Source organism: Desulfosarcina sp. (assembly GCF_055467485.1).
On record NZ_JBUOIV010000062.1, the window covers coordinates 1 to 17,433 of the forward strand.

The 17,433-nt window shown below is 58.5% G+C and carries 14 protein-coding genes; 11 read left to right on the forward strand and 3 right to left on the reverse strand.

Translation table 11 applies throughout. The features are described 5' to 3' along the window. From ACZCED_RS20795 to ACZCED_RS20825, 7 genes are all read left to right on the forward strand, one after another. Positions 1-774 (forward strand): branched-chain amino acid ABC transporter permease (locus ACZCED_RS20795; RefSeq protein ID WP_464861606.1); only part of this gene is annotated, 774 nt, incomplete at its 5' end. Positions 775-867: 93 nt separating this feature from the next. Further along, positions 868-3,285 (forward strand): GcvT family protein, encoded by a 2,418-nt coding sequence (locus tag ACZCED_RS20800; protein WP_464861607.1) that lies wholly within the window; start codon positions 868-870, stop codon positions 3,283-3,285. Between the two features lie 223 nt (positions 3,286-3,508). Further along, positions 3,509-4,279 (forward strand): electron transfer flavoprotein subunit beta/FixA family protein, encoded by a 771-nt coding sequence (locus ACZCED_RS20805; RefSeq protein WP_464861608.1) that lies wholly within the window; start codon positions 3,509-3,511, stop codon positions 4,277-4,279. Between the two features lie 312 nt (positions 4,280-4,591). Continuing rightward, positions 4,592-5,548, forward strand: coding sequence for an electron transfer flavoprotein subunit alpha/FixB family protein (locus ACZCED_RS20810; RefSeq protein ID WP_464861609.1), 957 nt, complete (start codon positions 4,592-4,594; stop codon positions 5,546-5,548). Between the two features lie 161 nt (positions 5,549-5,709). Continuing rightward, positions 5,710-7,713 carry a (Fe-S)-binding protein gene (locus ACZCED_RS20815; RefSeq protein ID WP_464861610.1) on the forward strand — a complete coding sequence of 668 codons (2,004 nt, stop codon included), beginning with the start codon at positions 5,710-5,712 and terminating at the stop codon, positions 7,711-7,713. A gap of 18 nt (positions 7,714-7,731) precedes the next feature. Continuing rightward, positions 7,732-8,184, forward strand: a complete 453-nt coding sequence (locus ACZCED_RS20820; RefSeq protein WP_462971744.1) for an aminoacyl-tRNA deacylase — start codon at positions 7,732-7,734, stop codon at positions 8,182-8,184. A 220-nt stretch (positions 8,185-8,404) separates the two neighbouring features. Continuing rightward, entirely contained in the window at positions 8,405-9,574 is a 1,170-nt protein-coding gene (locus ACZCED_RS20825) for a hypothetical protein (RefSeq protein WP_464861611.1), read from the forward strand. Here the strand turns inward: ACZCED_RS20825 and ACZCED_RS20830 are convergent. Together ACZCED_RS20830 and ACZCED_RS20835 are read right to left on the reverse strand one after the other, a co-directional pair. Then, positions 9,520-10,134 (reverse strand): MarR family winged helix-turn-helix transcriptional regulator, encoded by a 615-nt coding sequence (locus tag ACZCED_RS20830; protein ID WP_462971746.1) that lies wholly within the window; start codon positions 10,132-10,134, stop codon positions 9,520-9,522. The two genes, ACZCED_RS20825 and ACZCED_RS20830, sit on opposite strands and share 55 nt — an antisense overlap. Positions 10,135-10,179: 45 nt before the next feature. After that, on the reverse strand, positions 10,180-10,440 hold the full coding sequence (locus ACZCED_RS20835) for a hypothetical protein (protein WP_464861612.1): 261 nt from the start codon (positions 10,438-10,440) through the stop codon (positions 10,180-10,182). Positions 10,441-10,817: 377 nt separating this feature from the next. Between ACZCED_RS20835 and ACZCED_RS20840 the strand changes: the two genes are divergently transcribed. From ACZCED_RS20840 to ACZCED_RS20855, 4 genes are all read left to right on the forward strand, one after another. Beyond that, entirely contained in the window at positions 10,818-11,948 is a 1,131-nt protein-coding gene (locus ACZCED_RS20840) for an efflux RND transporter periplasmic adaptor subunit (RefSeq protein ID WP_462971747.1), read from the forward strand. Between the two features lie 154 nt (positions 11,949-12,102). Beyond that, a complete protein-coding gene (locus ACZCED_RS20845) occupies positions 12,103-15,201 on the forward strand; it encodes an efflux RND transporter permease subunit (RefSeq protein WP_464861613.1) in 3,099 nt (1,032 codons plus the stop codon). A 52-nt stretch (positions 15,202-15,253) separates the two neighbouring features. Continuing rightward, positions 15,254-15,760 (forward strand): TM7S3/TM198-like domain-containing protein, encoded by a 507-nt coding sequence (locus ACZCED_RS20850; RefSeq protein WP_462971749.1) that lies wholly within the window; start codon positions 15,254-15,256, stop codon positions 15,758-15,760. Between the two features lie 273 nt (positions 15,761-16,033). Beyond that, complete coding sequence (locus ACZCED_RS20855; RefSeq protein ID WP_464861614.1) at positions 16,034-16,486, forward strand: universal stress protein; 453 nt, start codon at positions 16,034-16,036, stop codon at positions 16,484-16,486. Positions 16,487-16,696: 210 nt separating this feature from the next. On the opposite strand, the gene ACZCED_RS20860 is transcribed toward ACZCED_RS20855, so the two are convergent. Then, entirely contained in the window at positions 16,697-16,993 is a 297-nt protein-coding gene (locus ACZCED_RS20860) for a hypothetical protein (RefSeq protein ID WP_462971750.1), read from the reverse strand. Between the last annotated feature and the right edge of the window lie 440 nt (positions 16,994-17,433).

The window sequence follows — 17,433 nt, forward strand, 5'->3', positions numbered from 1 at the left end:
TCGGCCATCCTAGCCGACCGCATCGGCCTGAACCCGTGGTTTGGCATGTTGGCCGGCGGTCTGCTGGCCGCCTTCCTGGGGTTCGTGATCGGCGCCATCACCCTGCGCCTGAGGGGCATCTTCGCCGCGTGCCTGGCCTGGTTCTTCGGCCTGGCGCTGATGGGCCTGGCCACCAAAATGGTCTGGCTGACCCGCGGCCCGCTGGGCATGCGTGTGGACCGGCTGTTCGAAACCCAGTCCAACGTGCCTTACTACTACCTGTGCCTGATAATGATGGTGGTTATCTACATCATCTGTAAGTGGTGCACGCGCACCAAGATGGGCCTGGCCTTCAAGGCCATCGGGCAGAACATGGAGGCGGCGCGCACCTCGGGGATCAACCCGATTTTCTATCGGCTGGTTAACTTCACCCTGAGCTGCGCCCTGGCCGGTTGGATGGGCGGCTTTTACGCCCACTACTACGGTATTCTCACCCCGGACATGATGCACACCTCCAAGACCGTGGAGGTACTGGCGGTGGCCTACATCGGCGGGCGGGGCAGCCTGTGGGGCGGGGCGGCTATCGCTTTTCCGTTTATTTTCGCCATGGAACTGGTGCGTTCGTCGCTCTCCAACCTGCCGGGCCTGAACCTGCTCCTGTACGGCCTGCTGCTGATCCTGGTGATGATCTATTACCCCGGCGGATTTGCCGAGTTCTTCAACAACACCTTCAGGAAAACCAAAAGCAGGATGTTGGGCTACTTCCTCAACGGGGCCTACAATTCCGCCAAATGATCACGGTTCGACCCTGATAATGAATCAAACATGGAAATATATCGGTGCGGAATTCACCGAAGCAATGCCTATATCAAAAGGAGAAGAAAGGTTATGAAAACACAGGCACGAGTGGTTGTGATCGGCGGGGGCGCCATTGGCGTCAGCGTGGCCTATCACCTGGCCAAGTATGGCTGGAAAGATGTGGTGCTGATCGAAAAGCACGAACTCACCTCCGGCTCCACCTGGATGGCAGCGGGTAATTGCTCATTTTTTCACGGCAACTACTACTGCACCCAGGTCAACATGAAGAGCATCGAGATCTATCAGCAGCTGGAAGCCGAAACCGGCCAGAGCGTGGGCTGGCATACCACCGGCTCCATCCGCACGGCCGACAACCCCGGCCGCATGGAGGAACTGGGCTATATCTACAGCATGAACCGCTGCCTGGGCCTGGACGTGAGTTGGATCACCCCGGAAAAGATGAAGGAGATGCATCCGCTGATGAATGTCGACGGCATCATCGGCGGCCTCTACTGGCCCGATGACGGTGATGTGGATCCCAACGGCATCACCATGGCCATGAGCATCGGGGCCAAGAAACACGGCGCCGAGATCAACACCCACACCCAGGTGACCGGCATCGACCGCTCTCCTGCCGGCGAGTGGCTGGTGCACACGGACAAGGGCGACATCGCCTGCGAATACGTGGTCAACGCGGCCGGCCTGTGGGCGCCCGAGGTGGCCAAAATGGTTGGCTTGGAAATACCCTCTATCGCCGGTGAGCACACCCACATCCTCTTCGAGGCCATCGACGTGGTGGAAAAGCGCGACGCCTATCTCCCCCTGGTACGCGACCCCGACCGCTCCATCTATATCCGCCAGGAGATGGACAGCCTGATCCTGGGCCTTTACGAGAGCAAGGTCAAGCAGTGGAATCCCAGAGGGGTGCCCTGGGACTACGCCCAGACCGAACTGCAGCCGGACATCGACCACATCGCCGATTTTATCGAGCACGGCATCTACCGTTTCCCGATCATGGGCGAAACCGGTTTCAAACACGTGACCGACGGTCCCATCACCTACACGCCCAACGGCGACCCACTGGTCGGGCCGGCCTACCCGCTGAAAAATTTCTTCCACGCCTGCGGGTACAGCTTCGGCATCACCCAGGCCGGCGGCATCGGTCACTATCTGGCCGGCTGGATCATGAACGGCGAACCCGAGATCGACCTGTGGCCGGTGGACAGCCGCCGATACGGCAGCTACGCCAACTGGGCCTACAACCACGAGAAGATCGAGGATACCTATCCGCGGCTCTACGCCATTATCTGCCCCAACGACTGGCGTGACGCCGCCCGACCCAACCGCACCGCGCCCATCTATGAGTATCAGAAGCAGGCCGGAGCGGTGTTCGGCGACTACTACGGCTGGGAGTGCCCCAACTATTTTACCGACAATGCCGCGGACAAGCGGGAAAAACCGGGATGGAAGCGCAACAACACCTCCGGTTACGTGGATGCCGAGTGCAAGCACGTCATGGAAAAGGTGGGCATTCTGGACCTCTCGCGCTTTGCCAAGACCCGCATCACCGGCCCCGGAGCCGAGGCCTGGCTCAACCGCATGACCTGCCAGAAGGTGCCGACCAAGGACGGGCGCATTGCCCTGTCCCCCATGCTGGACCCCAACGGCAATTTCAAATCGGACATGACCATTACCCGGATCGGGGATGGTGAGTACTTTTGTGTCACCGCCTCCGTGGGCAAGCGTCACGACCAACACTGGCTGATGGAAAACCTGCCGGCCGACGGCAGCGTCTGCATGGAAGACGTGACCTACCAGCAGGGCTGCCTGGTCCTGGCCGGACCGAAGAGCCGGGACGTGCTCGCCAAGGCCTGCTACAACGACGTGTCCAACGCGGCCTTCCCCTTCGGTACCAGCCGGGAAATTTACGTGGGACGTGTCAAATGCCGGGTCAACCGCATGAACTACGTGGGCGAACTGGGCTACGAAATTTTTCATCCCATCCAGTCCCAGATTCCGGTCTTTCAGGCCCTGATGGCCGCGGGTGAAGCATTCGATCTGAAAATGTTCGGTATGTACGCCATGGATTCCATGCGTCTGGAAAAGGGCTACCTGGCCTGGAAGAGTGAAATGAACGTGCACCACACCCCATTGGAGACCAATGTGGCCTGGACGGTTAAATTGGACAAGGATTTCATCGGCAAGGCCGGGCTCGAAAAGCAGAAGGCCGCCGGCGTGCCCCGTCAGTTGGTTTGCCTGGTGTGCCAGGCCGAGGATGCCGACCCCTGGGGCTACAACCCGATCTTCAATGGTGACCAGATCGTGGGCATGACGTCCTCGGGAGGGTATGGGCATCGCATTGACAAGAGCATTGCCCTGGGGTATGTGCCACCGGCAATGGCAGCGCCGGGAACCCGGCTGGAAGTCGAAGTGCTGGGTAAACGTCTGGCCGCCGAAGTCGTCGCCATGCCGCTTTACGATCCCAAGAACGAGCGGATGAAAGCGTAGAAAGGACAATTTCGAATTGTGAATGTTAAAAGTTGAATGGTTGAATCCTGTCGATTTAGAAAAAGATAGAAACCCTTCATTCAACATTCACAATTCATGAATGCAGGGGCCTCCTCCTGCTGCCGGGGCGGGTACGGCCCACGGCACCTCCCCAAAGGGGGCCGTACCCGCCATCTCCGGTAACCGGAAAGCGCCTTATAACAAAAGAGGTGAGGACACCATCATGCAGATTTATGTATGCGTCAAACATGTGCCCGACACGGCGGCCAACATCAAGATTGTCGGCGAGAACGGATTTGATGATGCCGGCTGTAAATTCATCGCCAACCCTTACGACGAATATGCGGTTGAGCAGGCCGTGCAACTGGTGGAAAAGAACGGCGGCGAAGTGATCGTCGTCACTGTCGGCAAGGCGGCGGCCGTTGCCACCATCCGTGCCGCCATGGCCATGGGGGCCCACCGGGGCATCCTGGTCACCATAGAGAGCCAGTTCCTGGACAGCCAGATCACGGCCCGGGCCCTTGCGGCGGCTATCGAACAGGACGGCAAGCCGGACATCATTTTCACCGGAAAGGGTGCCGTGGACTCCGAAGGCTTTCAGACCCTCTACCGACTGGCCGCGGCCATGGGACTGCCGGTGGTCAACGAAATCAACAGAATGGAGCTCGTTGACGGCAAGGCTGTCGTGGGACATGAGATCGGCGGCGGTGCACGTGAGGTGCTCGAAGTGGCCCTTCCCTGCGTGCTGGGCGCCACCAAAGGCCTCAACGAGCCGCGATACCCCAAATTCCCGGACATCATGAAGGCCAAGAAAAAACCGGTCAAAGAGATGGCCATCGCCGATCTGGGTGTTTCCGTCGACGGCGCCCAGAGCGAACTGGTCAAGTTGGAGAAGGTTCCCGAGCGAACCGGCGCCAAGATGCTGGGCGGCGATGTTCGCCAGGCGATGGAAGAACTGGTTAAAATACTGAAAGAAGAAGAAAAAGTCATCTAACTGGGGAAAATTCATCTTGCATTCCAGGCCGGCGTTCTCAGATTTTTCCGATCCTCGACGTAGCGCTGCTACGCCTGCGGTCTGAAACATCCTGCGGCCTTGGCCTGAAAAGCAACCGGCATTTTCCTGACAAGCCATCAATCGGATTTCGCAAACAAACGCGTATTTCCGAAGGCTTCGTGAAAAGCCCGAGATCAAGGCTTGCGAATCCTGAGGAATGAGGCGTATTGACGATACTCCGCAATGACGAAGGATGAAGCATAACGCAGCTATCGGGCTTTTTACGAAGCCTTCCAATAAAGGAGAAAAAGCATGGCTACCATCGGTATATTGATTGAAACCGAAGACGGCAATGTCAAGGACACCAACTTCGGCGTGCTCACTGCCGCCCGCGGGCAGGGTGAAGGAACGATCGTCGCTCTGATGCTGGACGGTTCGGCGGTGGGTGCCAAGGATGTTTTAGGCAAATACGGTGCCCACAAAGTGGTCCAGTTGTCAGTGGCGGGCGGCGACCTGTCGGCCAGCCCGGACCTCAAGGCCAGGGCACTGGCCGCCGCCATCGACCACTTCGGTCTGGATGCCCTGTTGGGCCTGGCCAGCGCCCAGGGGCGCGACATCTTCGCCCGGTTGGCCGCATCCATGGACCTTCCCCTGGCGTCTGACTGCATGGCCGTGGACGTTGCCGCAAAAACGGTCAGGAAATCTCACTTCTCGGGTAAGACCTTTGCCACGGTCAGGATGTCCGGCACGGTGGTGCTGTGCGCCTTGCGCCCCAATGCCATTGACGCGGTGGAAGCGCCGGCGGATGCAGTCGTGGAGGCCTTTGCGGCGCCAGTCGAGGATCCGGGCCTGGTCAAGGTGGTGGACGTCAAAAAAGAGGCCGCCGACACAGTCGACCTGACCGAGGCCGGTGTCATTGTCACCGGCGGCAGACCCATCGCATCGGCGGACAACTATAAAATTCTGGCTGAATGCGCCCGGTTGCTGGGCGGCACCATCGGCGCCTCCCGCGCCGCTGTGGATGCGGGTTTCGCACCTCATGCCATGCAGGTGGGGCAGACCGGCAAGACCGTCAGTCCCCGCCTCTACATCGGGTGCGGCTTGTCCGGTTCGGTGCAGCATTTTGCCGGCATGAAAACCTCAAAGGTGATTGTGGCCATCAACACCGACAAGGATGCACCCATATTTGAAAAATGCGACTACGGCATTGTCGGCGACCTGTTCGACGTGGTGCCGGTTTTAACCGAAGTCCTCAAGGAAAAATTGTAGTGCCCGTCCACAAGGGGCATCTTTCGACCCAGGCCGGTGTTCTCGGATGGTTCCGATCCTCGACGCAGCGATGCTGCGCCTGCGGTCTGAAGCATCCTGCGGCCTTGGCCTGAACCAACATCTACCCCTTGTGAACAGACACTATTTAACCGGAGTATGGAATGGAACAGTACACCATTGTCAAATCGTTTGTCATGATCATGGCCCTGGCCGGGGCCTTCTCTTTTTTCTTCCTGCGGGTCAGGCGGCTCTACCGCCTGATGATGGCCGTTGAAGGCACCACCGAATTCAAGCTGGACCAGGTCTCTGCGCGTATCGGCGTGCTGTTCAAGGATGTTTTGGGCCAGGCCAACGTCCGGCGGAAAAAAATGCCCGGGATCGCCCACACCCTGATTTTTTTCGGTTTTCTGGCCGTGCAGCCCCACAGCCTGGAATTGATGATCAAGGGGGTGTGCCCGGCATTCGAAGTGGGGAATTGGATCCCCGGCCTCTATGGCGGCTACCTCTTCACGGCCGACATCCTGGCTTCATTCGTACTGGTCGGCTTTGCCTATGCCATCTACCGGCGGACCATGCTGCGTCCGCCCTACCTGACACTCGGGACCGACGCGAACCTGATCATCCTGTTTACCTGCCTGATCATCGTCACCTTCCAGGCCATCAACGCCTTTCAGACCCTGCTGCCCGTCGAACCCGGCGCCTATGACTACCGCGGTGTTTTTCCCTTGTCCGGCCTGCTTGTGGGCCTCCTTGGCCTGGACCGGATGAATCCGCAGCAGGTCTTTGCCGGCTACGAGATCGCCTACTGGATCCACATGGCCACCATTCTGGGGTTTCTGGTATACATCCCCGGATCCAAGCACCTGCATCTGCTGGCCGCCGCGCCCAACGTATTTCTGAAGCCGCTCAAGCGGGAGAAGGCCATCGTCAAAACCGACATCGAGAACGAGGAACTGGAGACCTTCGGCCTGGGCAAGGTCAGTGAGTTGAACTGGAAGAACGTGCTCAACCTTTATGCCTGCACCGAATGTGGACGCTGCGAGGAACAGTGCCCGGCGGCCAATACGGATAAACCCCTTTCACCGAAAAAAGTGGTCCATGACTTAAAAGTGGACCTGCTGGATCAATCCGACACCATTTTGGGCGGCAACTTCGATCAGGTCAAACCCATCGTGCGTGACGATGCCCCGGTCACCGGCGACGTGCTGTGGTCCTGCACCACCTGCCGGGCCTGTGAGGACATCTGCCCGGTGAACATCGAACATCTGGATTTCATCATCGAGGCGCGCAAGCACCAGGTGCTCATGGAAGCCAGTTTTCCGCCGGAGGTCCAGGAAACCTTCACCAACCTGGAGAACCAGGCCAACCCCTGGGGGTTCGGCGCCGACAGCCGGGCCGACTGGTGCAAGGGCATGGACGTGCCGCTGATGAGCGACAACCCCGATGCCGATCTGCTCTGGTTCGTGGGATGCGCCGGGTCCTTCGACGACCGGGGCAAGAAGATCTCCCAGGCCATGGCCCGGGTGCTCCAGCGCGCCGGGGTCAACTTCGCCATCCTCGGCCCGGAGGAAGCCTGCAACGGCGACATGGCCAGGCGGGCCGGCAACGAATACCTGGCCCAGATGCTGATCCAGCAGAACGTTGAAGTTCTCAACGGGTACAAACCCAAACGAATTCTCACCGGCTGCCCCCACTGCTTCAATATCATCAAGAACGAATACCCCCAGTTCGGCGCCGCCTTCCCGGTGGTCAGCCACGCCGAACTGCTCTTCGACCTGCACAAGCAGGGGCGCCTGAAGCCCAACGGGAAAGGCATCGGGTCGCTGACCTTCCACGATTCCTGCTATTTGAGCCGCTGGAACGGTATCGTCCAGCCGCCCCGCGACCTGCTGCGCTCCATGAACAACGGCCAGTTGACCGAGATGCAGCGCATCCGCGAAAAAGGATTCTGCTGCGGTGCGGGCGGTGGCCGCATGTTCATGGAGGAAACCCTGGGCAAGCGAATCAATGTGGACCGGGCCGAAGAGGTGATGCGAAGCGGTGCGTCCACCGTGGCCGCCGCCTGTCCCTTCTGCGCCACGATGCTCTCGGACGGCCTCATGGACAAAGAATCGACCGTCCTCGTCAAGGATATCGCCGAGATCGTGGATGCGGCGACGGCCTGACATCAATCGGAGGTGTTTATGCCCGTGGAAGCCAATATCGTTGACATACTAAAGAAAAACAAGATCGCCTACGAGGTGGTCGAACACGAACCGGTGTACACGAATCCGGCCATGGCCGATGCGCTGGGGGTCAGCGAAGCCGAAACCGTCAAGTCCCTGGTCCTGGTGACCAAGGAAAAGCAAATGGTGGTGCTGGTGATGCCCGGTGACAAAAAGGTGGACTGGAAAAAAGCCGCAGCAGGTATCGGAACCAAGAAGGTCGCCTTTGCCAAACCCGAGGATGTGCTGGAAAAAGTGGGCTGCGAAGTGGGCTGTGTGCCCCCCTTCGGCCAGTTGACGCCGTTGCCGATCTTCATGGATCCGGACCTGGCCAAAAAGGACACCGTCTATTTCAACCCCGGCAAGCACGACAAATCTTTCAAGATCAAAGCCTGGGACCTCAAGAAAGTCAGCAAACCCAAATTTATCTGATCTGACCGTGCCATGACAGGGGCGCCGGTGTGACCCGCCGGCGTCTCCTTGACAATCGCATCTTACCTGCGTAGATTCCTCAGTTGTGACATTTCTTTTACTGGCTTTTCCCATGGCGATCCATTAACTTCCCCATTGGGAAATTCCGGGCGCCGATTTGGGCCAGGGCGCAGGCAGCGTCCTGCCGCGGTGCCATTTAATCCGATAAACCGAGTGTTTCATGAACCCTGTTGATTTAATCTGTCGGACTTTTTTATCATTTATCGCCGGCGGTTTGTTATTCCTGATGGCCGGCAATGCCAGCGCGTCAGAGTTGCGCAAGGATTTGCCGCCGGATGTAACATCGACGCTTCATTATCTTCTGGACCTGGTGAAAAATGAGGATGGTGCGGCCTACGATGAGCGGCGCATCGGGCCGTTGATGGCGTTTCTGCTGGCGTCCAAACCGGACGACGCCATATATCGTGCTGACGATTCCTTTGATGCGCCTTCTGCCTATAATGGATTTACTGTCAATACCGGTATCCAGCGTATCACCGATTATATAATGGATGCTGACATCCCGTCCTTTTTCTTCTGGCCGTCCTCCCTGCGACTGTCCCGGTGGACCCGGGTGGATGGCGGTGATCAGCAGTTTGACCGGCTGAGAGAGGCATCCACCGGTTTAAACACCCCTTTTATTCTCAAAGGGTCCGAACATATCACGATCACACCGGATCAGCACACCGGTGCCTACTATAGTTACGACGTCGACAGGATGGTCATCCTCGGTCCCTACCAGAAGGGGAGGGTGATGATCAATTTATTCCGGCAGCAGGAACCGTCGGCGGTGGGCAGGAGAGGGTGGGTGTTGGGCAAGGACGAAGAGTGGAGCTACCTGTACACCCGGGATAAGGGGTTGAACGTCAAGGGACTGGGATGGGCCGATACCTATATGTACGATTCATTCGGGGTAACCGTCTATTACCAGGCGGATCCCGGGAAGCCGGCCGTTACCTGTGGAACCGTCAGTTGGGTCAAGGCCGGCTGGGCTGGTATCAACATGGTCCAGTCCAAGCACATCCATCGGGGATTGGTCCGTGTGGCTGATGCGTTTAAGGAAGTGTTGGAGGACCCGCGGCTGCCGGAGCCGGCCCAGTTGGCGGAGACGTTTTCAAAATCCAAAGACCTTCCGATCCTGACGCTGAAGGCTTACGCCAAGGACTATTTGTCCGGCCTGGAGCGGCGCATCCAATCATCCGATACCCTGTTGAAAAAAGTGGGCGACAAGTTCGACAGCCAAGCCCTGCTCGAGCAGATGACTCGCGACGAGCTATATGCCGCACTGGCTCTGGACTACCTTAAAAAGCTTCTCGGACATGATCCGGTGATGGATTCCCACCCGTTCTGATTCTTTCCTGACAATCCGGCGCCTTGTCTGCGCGCTTGGCATTTCCTGAGCAGCCGGTTGGCAAGGGATTGGTTATCCTGCGTTTTCAGGCATGACACCAATGGGACCGGCCGCCAGCACCGCCTCTGCATTGATGTCCGTGGTTCAATCATTTGAACGAGCCGCTGCAATGAGCTGAGGATCATGGATTGCTCCCAATCCTTCAGCTTGTCGAATTGATTCAAAAAAGACTTCTGGGTAGGCGGAGGCGCCTGGGCCAGCAACTTCCGGCAGGCGTCTGTTGGCTGGAGGACCACTCGCCTTCTGTCGATTTCACTTTTTGTTTTGGTGATCAGACGCCGCTTCTCAAGGCGATCGGTGATGCCGGTGACCGTTGCTTGGCTTAAACTGGCTGACGCCGCCACCTCTCCCGGCGACATTTCCCGCAGGATAATCAGCTGCAGCCCGGTCAGGCCGAAGTGCTTGGACAGATATCGGGAATGAAGATCGATGGCCCGAATCAATCTTCTCAGTGAAATCAGCACCTCGTCGCTGATGCTGCTCTGCACAGCTTCTGCCATGGCAATTCCTCTTCAGTCTATCATTGGCTGTTTGCCTGGACGTTCTCAAGCCGTCGCATCGTTGCCCTTGTATGCGTTGCGTGTCAACCGATGCTCATTCGACTTGTTTAGTATACTAACTAAAAATATCGTATAATTAAACTTTTCTGCATTAAAGCCTTCATCATCGCCATTCGTCCGGAAAATAATTATTTTCCGGATTTGAAAAATGGAAACCGGCGATTCGCTGCCGGCGGCAGTTTTCCTCCGGCGAAGCGATGGATGCCGGCGGCGCCGCGCCACCTCAATTCGTTTATCGGCAGTCACCGAACCATCCAACGCTTACCGGACATCCGCCAGTGAAACTTTTTTTGATGGGTATCCCGGCTGTCATTTTCCATGGGGGACCGGTATTGGCAACTCGCCGGCAGGGGGGATCATATACTGACATACTTCTCGCGCCACGCATTGACTTTGGCAACCGCCGTAACAATAATTATAGGTTAGTTTGCTGGTGAACAGCGATAGCGAGCGTACTCCCCGTCGCTTGCGGCGGAGAATGCGAGCGAACTGAAGATCGACATCTTGTCCTTACGGTGAAGATTTCCCGCGGCTTGCCGCGGGGGGGGTCAATCAACGCCCTTGTCCGTGGCACCCGGTAGCAGGTGTCATGCCTGTGGCATAAAGTGAAGCGTCGGATCATCATGAAAAAGGCAATTTTTTTCTCGGTTATCGGTGTGATCATGCTGGTCGGTGTGTTAGGTGGCGTCAAAGGGCTGCAGATCAACCGCATGATCGCCCAGGGCAAGCAATACGTGCCGCCGCCCGAGACCGTGACCGCGGCGGTGGTGGAATCGGACACCTGGCCGTCCGTGCTGACGGCGGTGGGCTCACTCGAGGCGGTCCAGGGCGTGATGGTTACCGCCGAACTGACCGGCAAAGTGGTCAAGATCGCCTTTGACCCGGGCAGCGCGGTGAAGGCCGGCGACCTGCTGGTTCAGCAGGACACGACTTCGGAGGCCGCCCAGCTCCGGTCGGCGGAGGCCTCCATGGAACTGGCCCGGCTCAACCTGGAACGGGCCAAGGAGCTGCTGCCCCAGAAAGTGATCACCCCCTCCAACTTCGACAGCGTCGAGGCTGAATACAAACAGGCCGCGGCCCAGGTCGACGCCATTCGCGCCACCATCGCCAAGAAAACCATCCGTGCCCCCTTTGCCGGCCGCCTGGGGCTTCGCCAGATCAATCTGGGCCAGACACTCAATGATGGCGACGTCATCGTTTCCCTTCAGGCCATGGATCCGATTTTTGTCAATTTCCAACTGCCCCAGCAGGAGCTGGCCAAAATCCGGCAGGGGTTGCCGGTAACCCTGACCAGCGACGCCCTGCCCGGTGCGACCGTCGCAGGCACCATCACCGCCGTAAACCCGCAGGTGGACAGCGCCACCCGCAACATCCGTGTCCAGGCCACGGTGGCCAACGCGCAAGAACGCCTGCGCCCCGGTATGTTCGTCAACGTCACCCTGGCGCTGCCGGATGTCCGGACCGTGCTGACCATTCCTTCCACCGCCGTGCTGTATGCCCCATACAGTGATTCGGTATTTATCGTGGAAAACAAAGCCAATGACACCGGCGACGCCCCGGAACGTGTCGTGCGCCAGCAATTCGTCCGCCTGGGGGAAAAGCGGGGCGATTACATTGCCGTCCTCTCGGGACTCAAGGCGGGTGAGACCGTGGTGAGCACCGGGGCGTTCAAGCTGCGCAACGGCCAGGCGGTGGTGGTGGACAACACCCTGTCCCCTGAGTTCAAACTGGCCCCCAACCCTCAAGAAGGATGATCGGTTTTTTTGTTTAATTGGTTCGTTGGTTTGATTCGTTTGATTGGCTGCATAGCATTCAAGTAGGCTGAGTAGGTATGCAAGTATTTCAATCCAATCAATCAACGAACCAATTAAACCGATTCAACCAATTAAACCCGGAACCTATTATTCCATGAAGCTTACCGATCCGTTCATCCGCCGGCCCGTCCTGGCCATTGTGGTTAACCTGGTGATCATCATCGCCGGCCTCCAGGCCATCCGTTCCCTCAACGTTCGCCAGTATCCGCGCAGCGACAACGCCGTTGTCACCGTGACCACCGTGTATGTCGGGGCCAGCGCCGACCTGGTGCGCGGGTTTGTCACTATTCCTATAGAGCGGGCCATCGCAGCGGCCGACGGCATCGATTATATCCAATCCCAGAGCGCCCTGGGGCTCTCCACCATCAGTGCACGCCTGAAACTCAACTACGACCCCATCAAGGCGCTCTCGGAAATCAGTTCCAAGGTCGATCAGGTGCGCAACGATCTGCCGCCGGAGGCCGAGGTTCCCACGATCAACGTGGAGTCGGCGGACAGCCAGTTTGCCTCGGCCTACCTGAGCTTCACCTCCGATATCCTCGAACAGAACGAGATCACCGACTACCTCGTGCGCATCGTGCAGCCGCGGCTATCGGCCATCCAGGGCGTCCAGCGGGCCGATGTCCTCGGTGCCCGAACCTTTGCCATGCGCGTCTGGCTCAAACCCGAACGCATGGCCGCCTTCAACATCAGCCCGGTCCAGGTGCGCCAGGCCCTGGCGGCCAACAATTTTCTGGCGGCCGTTGGGCGCACCAAGGGTTCGCTCATTCAGGTCAACCTGACCGCCAATACCGACCTGCGGTCGGTGGAAGAGTTCAAACGCCTGGTGGTCCGGCAGCAGGACGGCGCCGTCATCCGCCTCCAAGACATCGGCGACGTGGTGCTGGGCGCTGAGGACTACGATACGGAGGTGCGCTTCTCCGGCCAGACCGCCGTTTTCATGGGCATCTGGCCCCTGCCCAACGCCAACTCCGTGGACGTGATCCGCCTGGTGAGCAAGGAGATGGAGGCCATCGGCCGGCAGCTTCCCGAAGGGTTGGATGCGCGTGTGGCCTATGATGCCACCAACTATATCAGCAATGCCATCCGCGAGGTGGTCAAGACCCTGTCCGAAACCCTGCTGATCGTCGTCTTCATCATTTTCATGTTCCTGGGCTCCGTGCGGTCGGTGCTGGTACCGGTGGTGGCCATCCCGCTGTCGCTGATCGGCGCCGTGTTTCTGATGCAGGTGCTGGGGTTTTCCATCAACCTGCTTACCCTGCTGGCCATCGTGCTCTCAGTGGGGCTGGTGGTGGACGACGCCATCGTGGTGGTGGAAAACGTGGAGCGCCACCTGAGCGAAGGCAAGTCCCCCATCGATGCATCCCTGCTGGGCGCCCGGGAACTGGTGGGACCGCTGATCGCCATGACGGTCACCCTGGCGGCGGTCTACGCGCCCATCGGCCTGCAGGGCGGTCTGACCGGGTCCCTGTTCAGGGAGTTCGCTTTCACCCTGGCCGGCGCGGTCGTCATCTCCGGTGTCGTGGCCCTGACCCTGTCGCCGATGATGTCCTCCAAACTGCTCACGCCGGGAATGTCCGAGCGCGGTTTTTCCGGGAAAATTTCCAGAGACTTCAAGCGCTTTACCGCCTTCTACGGGCGGCTGCTGGATGGGACGCTGAATGCGCGGCCGGCAGTCTACGGGGTCTGGATCGTGATCAGCCTGCTGACCATCCCCATGTTCGCCATGTCGCCCAAGGAGCTGGCCCCGTCCGAGGACCAGGGCGTCATTTTCGGCATCATCGACGCCGCGGCCAACTCCACCCTCGACCTGAACAGCCGCTATGCGGCGGCGGTCAACGATGCCTACATGAGCTTCCCGGAGACGGAATTCACCTTCCAGATCACCCGCCCCAATTCAGGCATTGCCGGCATGGTGGTCAAACCCTGGGACGAGCGCGAAAACACCGTGGCCGAGCTTTTGCCCCGTGTTCAGCAGAAGGTCAGCGCCATTCCGGCCATCAGACTGTTCGCGGTCTCACCGCCGGCGCTGCCCGGCGGCGGCAATTTTCCGGTGGAGTTCGTCCTGGCCTCCACGGCAGAGCCGGCCGAGATCCTTGAATTCGCCCGGCAGATTCAGCTCAAGGCCATGGGCAGCGGCATGTTCGCCTTTCCGCCGCTCATCGATGTCAAGATCGACCAGCCCCAGTCGGAAATCGTCATCGACCGGGAAAAGGTGGCCGACCTGGGCCTGGATCTGCAGCAGGTGGGCAGCGACATCGGATCCATGGTGGGCGGCAACTATGTCAACCGTTTTAGCATCGCCGGGCGCAGTTACAAGGTGGTGCCGCAGATCAGCCGGACCGACCGGCTGAACCCGGACCAGCTGCGCAGCATCTATGTGACCGGTCCGGCAAACCAACTGGTGCCCCTGAGCACCATCGCCACCATCCGCAATTCCACCGTGCCGCGATCCCTGAACCGGTTCCAGCAGCTCAACGCCGTGACCATCAGCGGTGTGGCCGTGCGGCCCCTGGACGAAGCCCTGCGTTACCTGGAGGACGAGGCCGCCACCATTTTGCCCAAGGGCTACGTCCTGGACTACACGGGCGAGTCACGCCAGCTGCGCACCGAGGGCAACACCTTCATCCAGGCCTTCGGACTGGCCGTGGTGCTGATTTTCCTGGTCCTGGCGGCCCAGTTCAACAGCTTCCGGGACCCCTTCGTGATCCTGGCCGGCTCGGTGCCCCTGGCCATGTTCGGGGCCCTGGTCTTCACCTTCCTCAAAATGCCCGATCCCAACGTGCCCTTCTGGACCCAGGGGTGGACCACCACCATGAATATATACAGCCAGGTGGGCCTGGTGACGCTGGTGGGGCTGGTGTCCAAGAACGGTATCCTCATCGTGGAGTTCGCCAACAGCCTGCAGCGACAGGGCCGGGACAAGCGGGAAGCCGTGCGCACCGCCGCCATGACTCGCCTGCGGCCGATCCTGATGACCACCGGCGCCACCATCGCCGGCCATTTCCCCCTGACGCTGGTCACCGGAGCCGGTGCCCAGGCCAGAAACTCCATTGGGTTGGTGCTGGTGGGTGGTATGGCCATCGGGACCCTGTTCACCCTGTTTGTGGTGCCGTCCATCTACATGCTGGTGGCCCGCGACCACTCCAGGGATGCAGAGGCATGGGTTGGATCCCGGACAGCCGCCCGATAAAAGGGATGTCTGCCCCTTCCGGTTTAACTTCAATACTTCGGAGTATAAGACAATGAACCTGTTGCTGGCGGCTTCGGGTGTTCTGCTTCTGGTGCTCGGCTGGAAGCTGTTCTGGTTGTTCGTCGGTGTGGTGGGCTTCGTAGCCGGCCTCCAGGCGGTGCAGCTTTATATCGAGCCCCAGCCTTTCTGGGTGCTCTGGGCGGTGGGGCTGGTCTGCGGGATCATCGGCGCGATACTGGCATTGTTTTTCCAGAAACTGGCCATCGTCATCGGGGGATTCGTGGCTGGCAGCATCATCGCCCTGCACCTGGCGCTGATGATGGGTCACCATCCCGGGGCACTGGTGCCCCTGATCGGGGGTGTCGTCGGAGCGGTGGCCCTGTATCTGCTTTTCGACTGGGCCCTGATCCTTCTTTCGTCGGTGGCAGGGGCCGCCTTTATCGTCGAGGCGCTTGGTCGGCATGCCCCCTATGCACCGTTGCTGAGTGCGGTATTGATTGCCGCCGGCGTCATCTTCCAGGCCAGGCTGCTGATGATTTCCCGAAAGGGGGATCGTTAACCCACCCATCAAACAACGCCCCGAGGGCGTTCATCTCGGATTCCCCTCTCATTGCCCCGGCAACCCGACGTGCCAACGCCATTATGCCTGGATTTGATTGGGCCTCCACAATTTGCATGGCCAAGGCGATAGGTTCAGGATCTGGCCGGCGCTGGCCCGCGCACAAACGGTTGTGGGGGCCAGCGCCTCAGGAACAGTCAGCCTGGCATGGCCTTTGCTCTATTTCTCAATATAAGAAAGCCCGCATCCACCCCACCAAAAAGGAGTCCGAGCATGTTCAAAAAAATCCTCTATCCGACCGATTTTTCCGATGTGGCGGCAAAGGCGCTGGATTACATCAAACAACTTAAAGAAGCGGGAGCCCAGGAAGTGACCATCCTGCACGTCATCAACCAGCGTATTATCGACGGGTTGATGCGACACGCCATGCTGGACAGGGATATCCTGAACTGGAAGGAAAAGGCCCAGGAGATCGCCCGGGAGTCTCTGGCAGAGATGAGCAGGGATCTTGAGAATATCGGTTTTACGGTGAAGCATATCGTCAGAACCGGCTTTCCCTGGCGAGAGATCCTCGACGTGGAAGAGATAGAGAATCCCTCGCTCATCGTCATCGGCTCCCACGGGCGGACCAACCTCGGTGACATGTTCCTCGGGTCCGTATCCGACCGGGTGATCCGTAAATGCCGGCGGCCGGTAATGGTCATCAAAAGAGATATGGATGATTGAACCGCGATAGCGAGTGTATCCCCCGCGGCTTGTCGAGCGAGGAGAAGACCCCGCTTATCGGAGTCCCGTGGGGAGGGTATAAAGCCAGGCGACGGGTTTGAATTCGCCGGCGTGCGGATGCAGGGAGGAAAAGTAAAACAGCGACCGGTGTCGGCTGATTGATCGGCGACACCGGTCTCAGACGTTCAATGGGTCAACCCCCGTTGTAAATTAATCCTGAACTTCTTCAAAACTGGTGACAATGATTGAGCGGGTGGTTTTCCCTTTGGACAACGTGCCGGTGACCTTGACGGTCTTGCCGATCATTGTCGCCATATTCTGGCCCAGGATCAAAAAGGTCTGCCCGTCGTCTGTTTTGATTACAGCCGTGCCTTTATTCCCCTGTTCAACCATTCCCTTAATGGTTTCCGGAGTCGCTTTTTCCGCAGCCATGACGCCGGTGGCGATCAACAGGCCGACTGCAATCAAAAGTGCCATTGCCGATCTAAAGATGATCTTTTTTCTCATTTTCCAGACTCCTGATGTTGACGGTTGATGTGATCCATCGAACAGGGTTGATGGCGGATCTCCTATCCGGTGGGATAGCGCTTTTGATGGATTGGGTCGTTGTCTTCCCTAACAACAATCGTGCCAATTAAAATATTAATAATAACATATAGTTAAAATTTTGCGCGAGATTTTGAGAACCGGCAGTTCCGCAATTTTAAGGCCCGATCGGGTCTTTATGATGCCCGCATGTCGAAAAATCGATGTAACCGTAAGATATTTAATATGTTTAAGTGATATCCGGACATCGGACCCACGATCTGGAAAAGGGAGATGCCAGTTCCGTTTTTTCCACCTGCGAGTCACGCACTTTCCGTTTTTGATGCACGCCGTTTTTATTTCCTCACCCTGGCGTCAATTTTAAGGCAAGATGTCACGATCAGTTGCCTGATGGGTGGAGG